Raw genomic sequence first — 13580 nt, 5'->3', positions numbered from 1 at the left:
GAAGGGGTTGGGCGATGTCCGGGAACGTGCGGTCGAGGCTGCTGGGCGAGCTGTCCACGGTCTCACGCCGATACGTGGCGTCGTACGCCTTGTTCAATCAGGCGCTCGCCGACCGGCTGGGGCTGCATCCGACCGATCTGCAGTGTCTGAACCTGTTGACGCTGGAGCGTGAGCCGGTGACGACGGGCCGGGTGGCCGAGCTGACGGGGCTGACCACGGGGTCGGCGACGCGGCTGGTGGACCGGCTGGAGAAGGCGGGGTACGTGGTCCGGGAGCGGGACGCGGCCGACCGGCGGCGGGTGCTGGTGGCGCCGGTGCCGGAGCGGATCGCGGAGTTCGGGCGGATGTGGGAGCGGCTGGGCGGGGACCGCTCGCCCCTGTTCGAGGACCTGGCGGATGCCGAACTCGCGGTGATCGTGCGGCATATGAGACGAACGGTGGAGTTCCACGGAGAGCGGATCACGCGGTTGCGGGAAGGCCGGGTGTAGGGGGCGGGATGCAGGAGACGGAGATACGGTCGCGGTCGGCGGCGCCGGCGGCCGAGGGGGCGCACGGGGTCGAGGTCGGGCGGGGGTTGCCGCGGCACTGGCCGTTGTTGCTGCTGGGGGCGGCTGTGGCGCCGGGGGCGGTGCTGGTGGTCGTCGGACGGTCGTTGGACGATCCGGCGGTGCAGGCGTGGCGGACGGTGTGTCTGGCCGTGACCGTGCAGGCGCTGCCGTTCCTGCTGTTGGGGACGGCGTTGTCGGGGGCGATCAACGCGTTCGTGCCGGCGCGGGTGTTCGAGCGGCTCCTGCCGAAGCGGGCGGCGCTGGCCGTGCCGGTGGCGGGGATGGCCGGGGTGGTGCTGCCGGGGTGCGAGTGCGCGTCGGTGCCGGTGGCGAACAGTCTGATCGGGCGGGGGGTGACTCCGGCGGCGGCGTTCGCGTTCCTGCTGTCGGCCCCGGCCGTGAACCCGGTCGTGCTGACCGCCACCGCCGTCGCCTTCCCGGGCAGCCCGGAGATGGTGCTGGCCCGGCTGCTCGCCTCGCTGGTCACGGCCGCGGTGATGGGCTGGCTGTGGCTCTGGCTGGGGCGGGCGGAGTGGCTGAAGCCGACGGTGCGGCACACGGGACACGTCCCGGGGCGCAGCCGGTTCACGGAGTTCCGGCGCGGTTTCCAGCACGACTTCCTGCACGCGGGGGGTTTCCTCGTCGTGGGGGCGATGGCGGCGGCGACCTTCAATGTGGCGGTGCCGCGTTCGGTGCTGGACACGTTCGCGGGTTCGCCGTGGCTGTCGGTGCTGTTCCTGGCGGCGCTGGCGATCGTGCTGGCGGTGTGCAGCGAGGCGGACGCGTTCGTCGCGGCCTCGCTCAGCGGGTTCTCCCCGGTGGCGCGGCTGGCGTTCATGGTGGTGGGGCCGATGGTCGACCTGAAGCTGATCGCTCTGCAGGCGGGGACGTTCGGGCGGGCCTTCGCGGTGCGGTTCTCGGCGGCCACGGCCGTGGTCGCGGTGGTGTGCAGCGCGGTGATCGGAGGGGTGCTGCTGTGAAGCGGTTCGCGCAGGTGGGGCTGCTGGTGCTCGGGGGACTGGGGTTGTTGCACACCTCGCTCTTCACGGACGAGTACCTGCGGTTCGTGAAGGAGGGGATGCGGCCGCTGCTGATCGTGTCGGGGGTGCTGCTGATCGGGCTGGGCGTGGCGGAGGCGTGGGCTTCGCCGCCGAAGGAGGCGTACGCAGACGGGACCGAAGCGGAGCACGACGCGCACGGCCCTGATCAAGGCGACAGCCACAGCAACGGCCCTGATCGCGGCCACGGTCACAGCCACGGCCCTGATCAAGGCCACGGCCACGGTCACGACCACTCCCGTGTGCCGCGCGTCGCCTGGCTGCTGTTCCTGCCGGTGTTGAGCCTGCTGTTCTACGCGCCGCCCGCCCTCGGGTCGTACACCGCCTCCCGGGAGCCCGCCAAGGTCGTCGCGGTGCAGGAGGACGACTTCGATCCGCTGCCGGCGACCTCGCCGCTTCCGATCACGCTCACCGAGTTCACCCAGCGGGTGCAGCAGGACCGTTCGCGGGCGGTCAAGGGGCGCACGGTCCGGATGACCGGGTTCGTGACGCCCGCCGACGGGGACAGCTGGTATCTCACCCGGATCATCATCAGCTGCTGTGCGGCGGACTCGACGACGCTGAAGGTGCGGGTGTACGGAGCGCCCGCGCCGAAGGTCGACACCTGGGTGACCGTCGACGGGGTCTGGCACGCGGGCGGGACGCTGGGCACGTCGTCGGCGGCGGTCGCGGTGGACGCGCGCACGGTGGCGAAGGTGCGCAAGCCGACCAACTCGTACATGGACGCGTTGCCGCTGGACTGACGAAGGCGGGGGCGGAATAGAAATCGTGAGGGGGTCGTTCCAGGGGTATAGTTGAACCGTCAACAACTTTGGAGGGTGAGCGACCATGCAGTTCGGGATCTTCTCGGTGGGCGATGTCACGCCGGACCCGACGACGGGCCGTACGCCGACCGAGCGTGAGCGGATCAAGGCCATGGTCGCGATCGCGCTCAAGGCCGAGGAAGTCGGGCTGGACGTGTTCGCCACCGGTGAGCACCACAACCCGCCGTTCGTGCCCTCGTCCCCGACGACGATGCTCGGGTACATAGCCGCGCAGACGGAGAAGCTCATCCTCTCCACCTCCACCACCCTCATCACCACCAACGACCCGGTGAAGATCGCCGAGGACTTCGCGATGCTCCAGCACCTGGCCGACGGGCGCGTCGACCTGATGATGGGGCGCGGGAACACCGGCCCGGTCTATCCCTGGTTCGGGCAGGACATCCGGCAGGGCGTCAACCTCGCCATCGAGAACTACGCGCTGCTGCGCCGGCTGTGGCGCGAGGACGTCGTCGACTGGCAGGGGAAGTTCCGCACCGCCTTGCAGGGGTTCACCTCGACGCCCCGCCCGCTGGACGACGTACCGCCGTTCGTCTGGCACGGCTCCATCCGGTCCCCCGAGATCGCCGAGCAGGCCGCCTTCTACGGTGACGGCTTCTTCCACAACAACATCTTCTGGCCGGCCGACCACACCCAGCAGATGGTCGAGCTGTACCGCACCCGGTACGCCCACTACGGGCACGGCACGCCCGAGCAGGCCATCGTCGGGCTCGGCGGGCAGGTGTTCATGCGGAAGAACTCGCAGGACGCGGTGCGCGAGTTCCGGCCGTACTTCGACAACGCGCCGGTCTACGGGCACGGGCCGTCCCTGGAGGACTTCACCGACCAGACCCCGTTGACCGTCGGCACGCCCGAGCAGGTCATCGAGAAGACCCTCAAGTTCCGCGAGTACGCCGGCGACTACCAGCGTCAGCTGTTCCTCGTGGACCACGCGGGGCTGCCGCTGAAGACCGTGCTGGAGCAGCTCGACATGCTCGGCGAGGAGGTCGTGCCGGTGCTGCGCAAGGAGTTCGCCGTCGGGCGGCCGGCCGACGTGCCGGACGCGCCGACCCACCGGTCCCTGCTGGCGGAGAAGGAAGCCAAGGAAGCCAAGGAAGCGAAGGAGGTCGTGGCATGAAGCTCGTCGTCGTGTCGGCGGGGCTGAGCGTCCCGTCGTCGACCCGGCTGCTGGCGGACCGGCTGTCCGCCGCGACCGCCGGACGGACCTCGGCGGAGGTGGAGGTGGAGGTAGTGGAGCTGCGCGACCTCGCCGTCGAGATCGCGCACCACTTCACCAACGGCTTCCCCGGGCGGAAGCTGGCGGCCGCGCTGGAGGCGGTGTCGGCGGCGGACGGGCTCGTCGTCGTGACGCCGGTGTTCTCCGCCTCCTACAGCGGCCTGTTCAAGTCGTTCTTCGACGTGCTCGACCCGGACGCGCTGGCGGGCAGGCCGGTGCTGATCGCCGCGACCGGCGGTTCGGCGCGGCACTCGCTGGTCCTGGAGCACGCCCTGCGGCCGCTCTTCGCCTACCTGCGGGCCGTCGTCGTCCCGACCGCCGTCTACGCCGCCTCGGAGGACTGGGGCGCCGACGGTCTGCCCGAGCGGATCGAGCGGGCGGCGGGCGAGCTGGCCGCGCTGATGACGGGACTGTCCGCGGCCCGCCCGGCGAAACCGGCGAAGGACGAGTTCGAGATCGTCCCCTTCGCCGAGCAGTTGGCGGCGCTGCGGCCCGCAGGCTGAGAACCGTCGGCCGGTTGCCTGCGGCAGAGTGAGAGGCCAGTAAGAAGGCCTACGGAAGGAAGATCATCAGGTCGTCCCGGTCCGAAAGCTTGGCAAACTGGACCGGTGCCTCCCACCCTGCTGCTCGCCGAAGACGACCGTGCCATCCGCCACGCCCTGGAACGCGCCCTGACCCTGGAGGGCTACCAGGTCACCGCGGTCGCCGACGGCGTCGAGGCGCTGGCACACGCCCACAAGAACCCGCCGGACGTGCTCGTCCTCGACGTCATGATGCCCGGGATCGACGGCCTCCAGGTCTGCCGGGTGCTGCGCGCCGAGGGCGACCGCACGCCGATCCTGATGCTGACCGCGCTGGTGGAGACCGCCGACCGGATCGCCGGGCTGGACGCGGGCGCCGACGACTACGTCGTCAAGCCGTTCGACGTCGAGGAGGTCTTCGCCCGGCTGCGGGCGCTGCTGCGCCGGACCAACCCCGAGGCCCCCGCCCCCGTCCCGGAGGCCGCCCCGAAGCAGGTGTCGGAGCGGTATGTGGACGGGGCCGGGCTGCGCATGGACCCGCAGGCGCGGCGGGCGTGGCGGGGCGGGCGGGAGCTGGAGCTGACCCGGACCGAGTTCGAGCTGCTGGAACTGCTGGTGCGCAACGCGGGGATCGTCCTGGACCACTCCACGATCTACGACCGGATCTGGGGATACGACTTCGGGCCCGGTTCCAAGAATCTCGCCGTCTACGTCGGCTACCTGCGCCGTAAGCTCGACCAGCCGGGCTCTGCGCAGCTGATCCACACCGTGCGCGGGGTCGGGTACGTGCTGCGCGAGGACTGAGGGACGAGGACGGGAGTGGGACGCGGTGAGGCGAGGGTGAGCCTTCTGCGGCGGCTGCGGCGGCTGCTGCTGTCGAAGCCGCGGCCGAAGCTGGTGTCGCTGCGGACGACGTTCGCCGTGTCCTTCGCGGCCGTGACCGCCGCCGTCACCGTCCTCGTCGGCGTCCTGTCGTACTCGGCGGCCGCCCGGCTGGTCCGGGTCGACCAGGAGTCGGTGTTCGACGAGGTCGTGCAGGACCTGCGGGACGAGGTGCGCGACCACCCGATGACCCCGGAGGACTTCTCCTCGGCCGAGCCGGGCCACGACATCGTGCGGCCGGCCCGGACGGACGTGCAGGTGCTGGGCCCGGACGGGGCGGTGGTCGACGGCGGCAGCCCCGGGCTGCCGGTCGGGTCCGCCGACCGCGTGATCGCGGCCGCCGGGACGGCCGGGCGGATGGCCGAGCACAAGGACGTGGACGTCGGCAGCGACGTCTACCGCATCGCGACCGTGTCCCTGGGCGGCGGGCGGGGCGCGGTGCAGGTGGCGCAGGAGTTCAGCGACACCGAGGACCTGCTGCGGGCGCTCCAGCAGCGCACCCTGATCCTGATGATCGCGGTCGTCACGGCCGCGGGCCTGTTCGGCTGGTGGCTGGCCCGGCGCATCACCCACCGCCTGGTCATCCTCACCACGGCCGCCGAGGACGTCGCCCGCACCCGCCGGCTCGGCGTGCAGGTGCCGGTCACCGGGTACGACGAGGTGGGCCGGCTCGGCCGCGCCTTCGACCGGATGCTGGGCCGGCTCGCCCAGTCGGAGGAGGACCAGCGGCGGCTCGTCCAGGACGCGGGACACGAGCTGCGCACGCCGCTGACGTCGCTGCGGACGAACATCTCGCTGCTGCGTCGCATCGACGAGCTGCCGCCGGACACCCGTGACGAACTGGTGGCGGACCTGACCCAGGAGGCCCGTGAGCTGACCGACCTGGTCAACGAGCTCGTCGACCTCGCGGCCGGCCAGTCCGACAGCGAGCCGCCGCGCAGGGTGGACCTGGCCGACATCGCCGAGGAGGTCGCGGGCCTCGCCCGGCGGCGCACCGGGCGGCAGATCCTGATCCGGGCGAGCGGCGAGACCAGCGCCTACGGGCGGCCGGGCATGCTCCAGCGGGCGCTGTCCAACCTCGTGGAGAACGCGACCAAGTTCGACCGCGAGGGCACCGCGCCGGTCGAGATCGCCGTCACCGGGCCCGCCCGGCCGGGCGTCGTCCGCGTCGAGGTCCTCGACCGCGGGCCCGGCATCGCCGAGGCCGACCTGACCCGCGTCTTCGACCGCTTCTACCGCGCCGCCGACGCCCGCTCCCTGCCCGGATCCGGCCTGGGTCTGTCGATCGTGCGCGAGGTGGCCCTGGCCCACGGCGGCGCCCCCTTCGCCTTCCACCGTGCGGGCGGCGGCTCGGTGATCGGCTTCACGGCGGGCGGGGGGCCGCCCGAGGGCGGACGGGGCGAGGAACGTGCGCGTCTGCGGGGGCCCGGGTGAGGTGAGACCGGAGGAGGAGACGGGCGAACCCCGCCGTCCTCGCCGTCCTCGCGGTCCTCGCTGTCTCCGTCACCGTCGTCGCTGTCCTCACCGGCACCGCCGGCCCCGTCGCCTGAGTCAGCGTGTTCTGCTGAAGGGGGTGGCCCGCGCGACCGCCTTCAGCAGGGCCTGCCAGGGCCAGAAGAGGAACGGCCGCGTCGGCAGGCCGACCTCACGGAGCTTCAGCACTTCGCCGACCGGGAGCGGGGTGCAGTGCAGGGCCAGCAGCCGCAGCCCCTGCTGATCGTCGCGTTCCCGGCACGCCTTGATGAACCGCTCCAGCACGTCGAGGGGCGCATGGCTGCCGATGGCGGCCATCAGGTGGTCGGTGTGCAGGGGGAACAGGCCCACGTGCCGGGTCCCGAGGAACGTTCTCGTCCGCCACATGTGGTAGAGCGTGATCCCGTTGCAGCACTGTGCCGCCCCGACGAGCAGCCGTTCGGCGTCGAGGCGTCGATGGCCCGCGCGAAACGCCTGCCAGAGGCCGGGCAGCAGGTCGGGCTCCGCCTCGCAGATGCGGCTCAGCACCTGGTCCGCCTCGTGGTCGCGGTCCTCGTCGCGCAGCCGCTCCACCGCCGCGACGACCTTCAGGACGTCGACCCGCACCTCCGTCGAGGTCGACGCGCCCGCACCCGCCGCGCCCTGCGCCCCGTCCCTGGCGCCTCTCCTGCCTCGCGTGTCCGTTGCGTCCGTCGCGTCCGTCGCGTCCGTCGCGTTCCCCGTCGTCTCCGGGGCGGCTGTCTTCAGGACCGGGCTGTCGTAGCGCGCGATCTCCTGCGCGGTCTCCTTCGCCATGGCCTGCAGGTGCCGGGCCTCCTTCTCGTGCAGGCGCAACAGCGCCGCGTGCTGGCGGATCTGGTCCTCCAGCTCGGCGATCCGCCCCCGGGCCACATCCCGCTCGGCGGTGGTCTCGCCGATCTCCCGGGCGTGGTCGTCGGCGGCGGCGATCAGCACGGTCAGCTGGTCCTCGGCCTGTCGGCGCAGGGCCCGTTCCCGGTCCAGCTCGTCGCGCAGGACGCCGAGTTCGGTGGCGGTCCGCACCCGGACCCGTTCCAGTTGGTCCCGCAGCTCCTCCAGGTCGAACTCCCGTGCGCGTAACGGTTTCGTGGCGCGCTCGGCGTCGAGCACGGCGTACAGCAGGCGGCGGGTCTCCTGGACGGCATCCGGGTCGCGCTCGGTCCCGGCGGCGGCCTCGCACACCTGGTGCAGTGCCGTGACCTGCGTGCGGCTGGGCACTTCCTGGCCGCTGAGGATGTTCGACAACCGCGAGGCGTTGAGGGCGACGCCCCGCTGTGCGAGTCGTTGCACCAGCTCCGCGACGGTCAGGCCGGACGCCTCCCGGAGGGCGCGCAGATGCGCGACCAGTGCGCGGCGCGGTCCGTCGGGTATCTGGTCCAGCACGGCGAGCCCGTCGGAGCCCTGTCCCGTTCCCGCCTGCCCCGCGTCCAGCTCACGGCCCACCGCCACCCCCGGGTTCTTCGCCACGCACCGTCACCTTCGGCTGCTGAGGTCGGCACTGTACTCAACGGTCTGAGAAGACCGGGGCGAAACCTGTCATCCCGCCACCCGACCGAGCCAATGGAGAGCATCGCCGCGCGCTACGTCTCCTTCGACAAGCGCTGGACGGCGCACCTGAACGCCGGTCCCGGCGGCGATCCGATCGGGGTCCGGCTGCGGCTGGTCAGCGAATTCTGGACGATCCGCACGGACCGTTCCTAGGGACTGAGCGGGAGTGGGTTCCGCAAGGTCGCGGACCAGACCACGGCCCCCGCGCGGCGCCTGGCCCACGAGCTCCTGGACACGACCCCGCTGCGGTGAGCCGTTGGCCGGACGGAACCGTTCGTCGGACGGAACCGTTTGCCGGACCTCAGCCGTTCTTGCGGGCGACTCCGCCGTAGATGCCGATCGGCGGGGCGTCCTGCTGCGGGGGCTCGTCGGGGCGCCAGTGCGGGACCAGGACCAGACCCGGGTCGGTGAGCGTGAGGTCGCCGAAGAACTCCAGGACGCGGCCGTGGTCGCGGGGGTTCATGCTGGCGGTGGCGTTGTTGTAGACCTTCACCGCGTCCTGGCGGTCGTTGTCGTGGATGTCGACCGTCGCGTGGGACAGCACGAGGTAGGAGCCGGCCGGCAGTGCGTCGAGGAAGGCGGCGACGATGGCGTCCGGGTCCTCCTCCTCGGTGATGAAGTGCAGGATGGCCACCAGCAGCAGCGCCACCGGCTCGTCGAAGTCGATGACCCTGCGCACGTCGGGGTGGTCGAGGATGGCCCGGGGGTCGCGCAGGTCGGCCAGGACGACGGAGGTGTGGTCGTCGTCGTCCAGCAGGGTCCGCGAATGGGCGCTGACGATCGGGTCGTTGTCGACGTAGGCCACACGGGTCTCGGGGGCGATGGCGCGCGCGATCTGGTGCACGTTGGGCTCGGTCGGCAGGCCGGTGCCGATGTCGAGGATCTGCCGGATGCCGCCCTCGGCGACCACGTGCCGCACGGCGCGGTGCATGAACGTCCGGTTCGCCCGGACGGCGAGCCGGACCTCCGGCGCCGCCTTGATGAACCGCTCGGCGGCTTCCTGGTCGACCTCGTAGTTGTCCTTGCCGCCGAGGAAGTAGTCGTACATCCGGGCCGGATGGGGCTTGCTCGTGTCGATCTTCAGGGAGAGGCCGTCGCCGCCGCTGTTGCCGCCGCTGCCGTCGTCGCCGCTGAGGGGAGAGGCCATCTGCCTGGCTCCGTCCTGGACTTCGTGTCCTGCCGCCGGATGAACCGTGATGAGTGACTGTCGGATCATCATCCTGGCATGCCTTCGGCGTCGGCCAACCACAGCCTGCTCCAGGGCAGTTGTCCGGCGGCGGAGTCCGGCCCGGCTCAGCCGAGCAGCCTGCGCTTCTGTTCCGCGAACTCGGCCTCGGTGAGCACCCCTTGCTTCTTGAGCTCGCCGAGCTCCTTGAGCTGGTCGAGCTTGCTGTTCATGTCGTCGGCCTGGGACGGCGCGGCCTGCTGCGGCTGCTCGTACGACTGCTGCGGGGGCTCCCGGTAGCCTTCCTGGGCGGCCCAGCGCCCCTGCTGACGGCGCGACACACGGTTGGAGACGGCGGTCGCCGTGCCCGCGACGACCGCGGTGCGGGCGACTCCGCGAAGAAGACCTGGCATGGCCCATCCCCTCTCGTCCGTAGGTAATTCCATTGGACCACCGCGTGTGGACGGCCGCGATTCCTTCCTCGAACTGCCGATCACCGCAAGTGGTGGCAGGCTGGAAGTGTGTCCACGGCCGGGCGTTCAGTTCCGGCGACGAGGCCCAGTCGAAGGAGCCCGAAAAAATGGCCACACAAAGCACGGGAATGCAGCAGACCACCGCCCGGGGAATGGGCGCGGTGTCCGGCTGGACGATATTCGCCGCGATCATGATGATGTTCGGCGGCGTCCTGGCGATATTCGAAGGAATAGCCGCCATCGCGGAGGACGACGTATTCGTCTCCACCCGTAATTTCACCTTCCAGTGGAGCCTGACCAGCTGGGGATGGCTGCACCTCTCCCTCGGGATCGTGGTCGTACTGGCCGGAATCGCCCTGTTCAGTGGGGCGATGTGGGCCCGTGTCGTCGGTATCGCCGTGGCGGGTCTGAACCTGGTCGCCAATTTCGCGTGGCTGCCCTGGTACCCGTTCTGGGCGATCACGCTGATGGTCATCGACGGCTTCGTGATCTGGGCCCTGTGCGTCGGACCGCGAAGGGAGCCCAGGGCCGTCTGACCCCCGGCCCCTCCGGTATTGCGCCGTTCGGCCCCGGCCGTCACCCGCGCAGGTGCGGTCGGGGCCCGCGCCGGCGCACCGCGCGAAACCGCCGGTGTTTTCGTTGTGGGTGTATTCGCCCGGTGGCGGGAACCCTCGCGCAGGAATTCGGCCCCCACGGCATCCGGGTCAACGCCGTCGCCCCCGGCGCGATCCGCACGCCCATCAACCGCAGCGCGTGGGACCCCCCAAGGCCGAGGCCGACCTGTTGAGGCTCATCCCCTGCCGGACCCTGTTCCCCGGCTTCGCCACGGGCGGCTGACCGGGACGCCGTCCGCGATTCAGCCGACCGGTCCTGCACCGGATGCCGGGGGCCGCAGGTCACGGCAGGCTGGATGGAAGAGGCCTCAGGCTTCCCGCTGACCTCCCGCACAGACCCGCACAGACGAGGACTCGTCGCCATGATCTGTCGTAGCCGGGCCGGCCGCCGGGCCGGAGCCGTCGCCCTCCTGCTCGCCGTCGCGGGCTGTACAGAGCAGTCCGCCATGGGCACGATCGAGTACACCACCGCGGCCAAGCGGGTGGTGAAGCTCCAGAGCCCGCCCGACGACGGCTGCCACCTCCTGCCGGGCGGCGCCCACAACGTGTGGAACTACACGGTCGACGACATCCGGCTCTACGCCAACGCGGACTGCGTCCTGACCGAGGCCGGCGACGACCAGAGCGGCCGGGTCGGCGGAGAGAGCTTCTATCTCGGGACGCAGATGTCCGTGCAGTACACGCCCGGCCAGTCCCCGTGGCTGAGCTACTCCGTCGTCGGCGGAGGCGGCTGAGGACGGGCGGCCGTCGGCCGCCCGTCCCCGGCTGTCACCTCAGACCCCGGCTGTCACCTCAGACCCCGGCCGTCACCTCAGGAGGCGGCCTCGGCCGCTTCCAGCGAGGCGAGGATCGCCTGCACGGGCAGCCGTCCGGAGGCGACCAGCTCGGCGCCGCCGCGCCGCAGGGCGGCCGCGAAAGGCGCGGCCCATACGTTCTCGTAGATCAGCAGCCCGGCGGAGTTGCCCGGCTCGACGGCCGCGGCGGCCTCCTCCAGGTCGTCCTGGCCGAGCAGACCGGAATGGGCGCCTTCGAAGACGGCGAGGTCGAGCTTGCCGTCACCGGTGAGATCAGCGATCTCCAGGGCGGTCACCGAGCCGTCCTCCTCCTTCCTGATGAACATCAGGTCCAGGATCCGGATGAGGCCGCGGTCCACCAGATCGACCAGCAGCGGGAAGCCCTCGCCCGTCATCCGGTTGCCGGGGAACTCCACCACCACGTAGTCGACGGGTCCCATCTCTTCGAGTCGCTCGCTCTGCTCGCTCACGGTTTCACCTCTGGTGCTCGTGCTGCGGCCCCCTGACTGCCATTGCATCACCCGGTATGGGCCGTCGCACCCGGTGCGCGTTCACCTGACCGGATCCTCCCGGCTCGCCGGACCGCCCCTTCGGGGATCTCCTCGAAGGCATGACTGGCAGCGACACGCCCCCGCCACGGCCCGGGGACTCCTCCGGGGGCTCCGCCGAGGAACGCCGGCTCGCCCAGAAGGACCGCGAGCTGGACGAACTGCATCGCCGACTGAGCGAATTGGAGACCGCCCGGCACGAGCCGAAACACCGGCTGAGGGCACTGGGATCGGTCCTGCTGATCATCCTGGCGTCGCTGCTGGCGCTGCTCGCCGTGGTCGCGGTCTGGGCGAACAGCATCATCCGCGACACCGACCGCTACGTCGCCACCGTGGCGCCGCTGGCCTCCGACCCCGACGTCCAGCAGGCCGTCACCACCCGCGTCACCAACGTCGTACTCCAGCAGATCGACGTGGACGCTTTGGTCGCGGAGCTGAGTCAGGCCGCGGCGCAGAAGGGCGTGCCGCCCAAGGCCGCGAGCCTCATCGACAACCTGAGCGGCCCCATCAACAGCGGTCTGAAGGAACTGGTGAGCAGCACCGTGATGAAAGTCGTCTCCAGTTCTGCCTTCGAGACGGCCTGGACGAACGCCAACCGCCGGGCCCACAGTGCCGTCGACAAGGCGCTGACCGGCTCGGGCGGCGGGGCGGTGCAGGTGAAGAACAACCAGGTCGCCATCGACGTCGGGCCCATCGTGGCCCAGGTGAAGCAGCGGCTCGTCGACAGGGGACTCGCGGTGGCGGCGAAGATCCCCGACGTGCACACGGACTTCGTCGTCGTCGAGGGCAAGGACGTCGGCAAGATCAAGTCGTATCTGCGGGTGCTCCAGATCATCGGCAACTGGCTGCCGATCATCGCGGTGCTGATCGCCGCCGGGGGCGTGTTCCTGGCCACCCACCGGCGGCGGGCGCTGATCGGGGCCGCGATCGGGGTGTTCCTCGCCATGGTGCTCCTGGGCGTGGTGCTCGCCGTGTTCCGCGCCGTGTATCTGGACCACCTGCCACCGGGGACGAACTCGGACGCCGCGGGATCCGTCTACGACGCGCTGGTGCGCTTTCTGCGCTCCAGCATCCGGGCGGTCGGGGCGCTGGCCGTGGTCACGGCCCTCGGCGCGTTCCTGGTCGGCCCCTCCCGGCCCGCCGTGTTCACCCGGCACTTCTGCACCAAGGGCATCGGAGCGGGGCGCGAGGTGGCGACCTCGGCGGGGCTGCGCCTGGGCGCGGTGGGCGGGTTCGTGCACCGCTTCAAGGGGTGGATCGGGGCGGCGATCCTGGTCGTGGCCGCGGTCGTCCTGTTCACGTGGAGCTATCCGACCATGGCGGTGGTGCTCTGGACGGCGGTGATCGTGCTGGTCGCCTTCGCGCTGCGCGAGTTCCTGGACACCGGTCCGGCGTGACCCCGGCACGGCGCCCGCCCCGGGCACGTGGGACGTATTGACGCCGGAGCGGGCGCCGGCCGCCGTACGCGAGGTGAGGTCGGGCCGTACGGTCTCGCCGGACGCCGAGGCGAACACGCGGGCCGCGCCCGACGATCCGGGGTTCGCCCGGGATCACTTCGCCCCGGACGTTCACGGCGATGTGCACACCCGCCTCGACGCGCTCTCGACGAGGGCAGGGCGCTGCACGCCGTGGGGCCCCCGATCCTCGGAACGTGCCGGCGGCTGCACTGCCGTTCTCACCCGTTCGGCCCCCGTAGCCCTCCCGCCGCAGGCCGGGAGGCGTGGTCCGGGGCACGCTGGCAAGGCCGTACGGTCTCGCCGGACGCCGAGGCGGACACGCGGGCCGCGCCCGACGATGCGGAGCCCGCCCGGGATCACTTCGCCCCGGACGTTCACGGCGATGTGCACACCCGCCTCGACGCGCTCTCGACGAGGGCAGGGCGCTGCACGCCGTGGGGCCCC

At 71.5% G+C, this 13580-nt stretch carries 15 protein-coding genes and 1 pseudogene; 12 read left to right on the top strand and 4 right to left on the bottom strand.

Features of this window, described 5'->3' with window-relative positions; translation table 11 throughout:
- Positions 1-14: 14 nt before the first annotated feature.
- The 7 genes from ACIBAF_RS36340 to ACIBAF_RS36310 all read left to right on the top strand — a co-directional run bounded on the left by ACIBAF_RS36340 (position 15) and on the right by ACIBAF_RS36310 (position 6480).
- Positions 15-488, top strand: coding sequence for a MarR family winged helix-turn-helix transcriptional regulator (locus ACIBAF_RS36340; RefSeq protein ID WP_399468743.1), 474 nt, complete (start codon positions 15-17; stop codon positions 486-488).
- Positions 489-496: 8 nt separating this feature from the next.
- Complete coding sequence (locus ACIBAF_RS36335; protein ID WP_399468741.1) at positions 497-1528, top strand: permease; 1032 nt, start codon at positions 497-499, stop codon at positions 1526-1528.
- Positions 1525-2349, top strand: a complete 825-nt coding sequence (locus tag ACIBAF_RS36330; protein WP_399468739.1) for a TIGR03943 family putative permease subunit — start codon at positions 1525-1527, stop codon at positions 2347-2349. The genes ACIBAF_RS36335 and ACIBAF_RS36330 overlap by 4 nt, the downstream gene beginning before the upstream one ends.
- Positions 2350-2434: 85 nt before the next feature.
- Positions 2435-3544: an LLM class flavin-dependent oxidoreductase gene (locus ACIBAF_RS36325; RefSeq protein WP_399468737.1), complete on the top strand. Its 1110-nt coding sequence runs from the start codon at positions 2435-2437 to the stop codon at positions 3542-3544.
- A complete protein-coding gene (locus ACIBAF_RS36320; protein WP_399468735.1) occupies positions 3541-4146 on the top strand; it encodes a CE1759 family FMN reductase in 606 nt (201 codons plus the stop codon). The genes ACIBAF_RS36325 and ACIBAF_RS36320 overlap by 4 nt, the downstream gene beginning before the upstream one ends.
- A gap of 117 nt (positions 4147-4263) precedes the next feature.
- On the top strand, positions 4264-4968 hold the full coding sequence (locus ACIBAF_RS36315; protein ID WP_399468851.1) for a response regulator transcription factor: 705 nt from the start codon (positions 4264-4266) through the stop codon (positions 4966-4968).
- A 45-nt stretch (positions 4969-5013) separates the two neighbouring features.
- Positions 5014-6480 (top strand): ATP-binding protein, encoded by a 1467-nt coding sequence (locus ACIBAF_RS36310; protein WP_399468849.1) that lies wholly within the window; start codon positions 5014-5016, stop codon positions 6478-6480.
- Positions 6481-6597: 117 nt separating this feature from the next.
- Here ACIBAF_RS36310 and ACIBAF_RS36305 read toward each other — a convergent pair whose 3' ends face one another.
- Complete coding sequence (locus ACIBAF_RS36305) at positions 6598-8004, bottom strand: helix-turn-helix domain-containing protein (protein WP_399468733.1); 1407 nt, start codon at positions 8002-8004, stop codon at positions 6598-6600.
- Between the two features lie 93 nt (positions 8005-8097).
- On the opposite strand from ACIBAF_RS36305, the gene ACIBAF_RS36300 reads away from it, so the two are divergent.
- A complete protein-coding gene (locus ACIBAF_RS36300) occupies positions 8098-8238 on the top strand; it encodes a hypothetical protein (protein WP_399468730.1) in 141 nt (46 codons plus the stop codon).
- A 148-nt stretch (positions 8239-8386) separates the two neighbouring features.
- On the opposite strand, the gene ACIBAF_RS36295 is transcribed toward ACIBAF_RS36300, so the two are convergent.
- Both ACIBAF_RS36295 and ACIBAF_RS36290 read right to left on the bottom strand, forming a co-directional pair.
- On the bottom strand, positions 8387-9232 hold the full coding sequence (locus ACIBAF_RS36295; protein WP_399468728.1) for an SAM-dependent methyltransferase: 846 nt from the start codon (positions 9230-9232) through the stop codon (positions 8387-8389).
- Positions 9233-9378: 146 nt separating this feature from the next.
- Positions 9379-9663 carry an SHOCT domain-containing protein gene (locus tag ACIBAF_RS36290; RefSeq protein ID WP_399468726.1) on the bottom strand — a complete coding sequence of 95 codons (285 nt, stop codon included), beginning with the start codon at positions 9661-9663 and terminating at the stop codon, positions 9379-9381.
- Between the two features lie 167 nt (positions 9664-9830).
- Between ACIBAF_RS36290 and ACIBAF_RS36285 the strand changes: the two genes are divergently transcribed.
- The 3 genes and pseudogenes from ACIBAF_RS36285 (at position 9831) to ACIBAF_RS36275 (ending at position 11071) form a co-directional block, all read left to right on the top strand.
- Positions 9831-10259, top strand: coding sequence for a hypothetical protein (locus ACIBAF_RS36285; RefSeq protein ID WP_399468724.1), 429 nt, complete (start codon positions 9831-9833; stop codon positions 10257-10259).
- Between the two features lie 128 nt (positions 10260-10387).
- Positions 10388-10560 (top strand): annotated as a pseudogene (locus tag ACIBAF_RS36280) (SDR family oxidoreductase); the annotation flags it as partial.
- Between the two features lie 139 nt (positions 10561-10699).
- Positions 10700-11071: a hypothetical protein gene (locus ACIBAF_RS36275; RefSeq protein ID WP_399468722.1), complete on the top strand. Its 372-nt coding sequence runs from the start codon at positions 10700-10702 to the stop codon at positions 11069-11071.
- Positions 11072-11148: 77 nt separating this feature from the next.
- Here ACIBAF_RS36275 and ACIBAF_RS36270 read toward each other — a convergent pair whose 3' ends face one another.
- Positions 11149-11571 (bottom strand): DUF6325 family protein, encoded by a 423-nt coding sequence (locus tag ACIBAF_RS36270; RefSeq protein WP_334581221.1) that lies wholly within the window; start codon positions 11569-11571, stop codon positions 11149-11151.
- Between the two features lie 170 nt (positions 11572-11741).
- Here ACIBAF_RS36270 and ACIBAF_RS36265 point away from each other — a divergent pair, with 170 nt between their 5' ends.
- Positions 11742-13076 carry a hypothetical protein gene (locus ACIBAF_RS36265; RefSeq protein ID WP_399468720.1) on the top strand — a complete coding sequence of 445 codons (1335 nt, stop codon included), beginning with the start codon at positions 11742-11744 and terminating at the stop codon, positions 13074-13076.
- Positions 13077-13580: the final 504 nt, after the last annotated feature.

This window comes from Streptomyces sp. NPDC051677, from assembly GCF_044453465.1.
GTDB lineage: Bacteria > Actinomycetota > Actinomycetes > Streptomycetales > Streptomycetaceae > Streptomyces.
The sequence above is the reverse complement of the archived record's forward strand: the minus strand, read 5'-3'. Positions and strand labels throughout refer to the sequence as shown.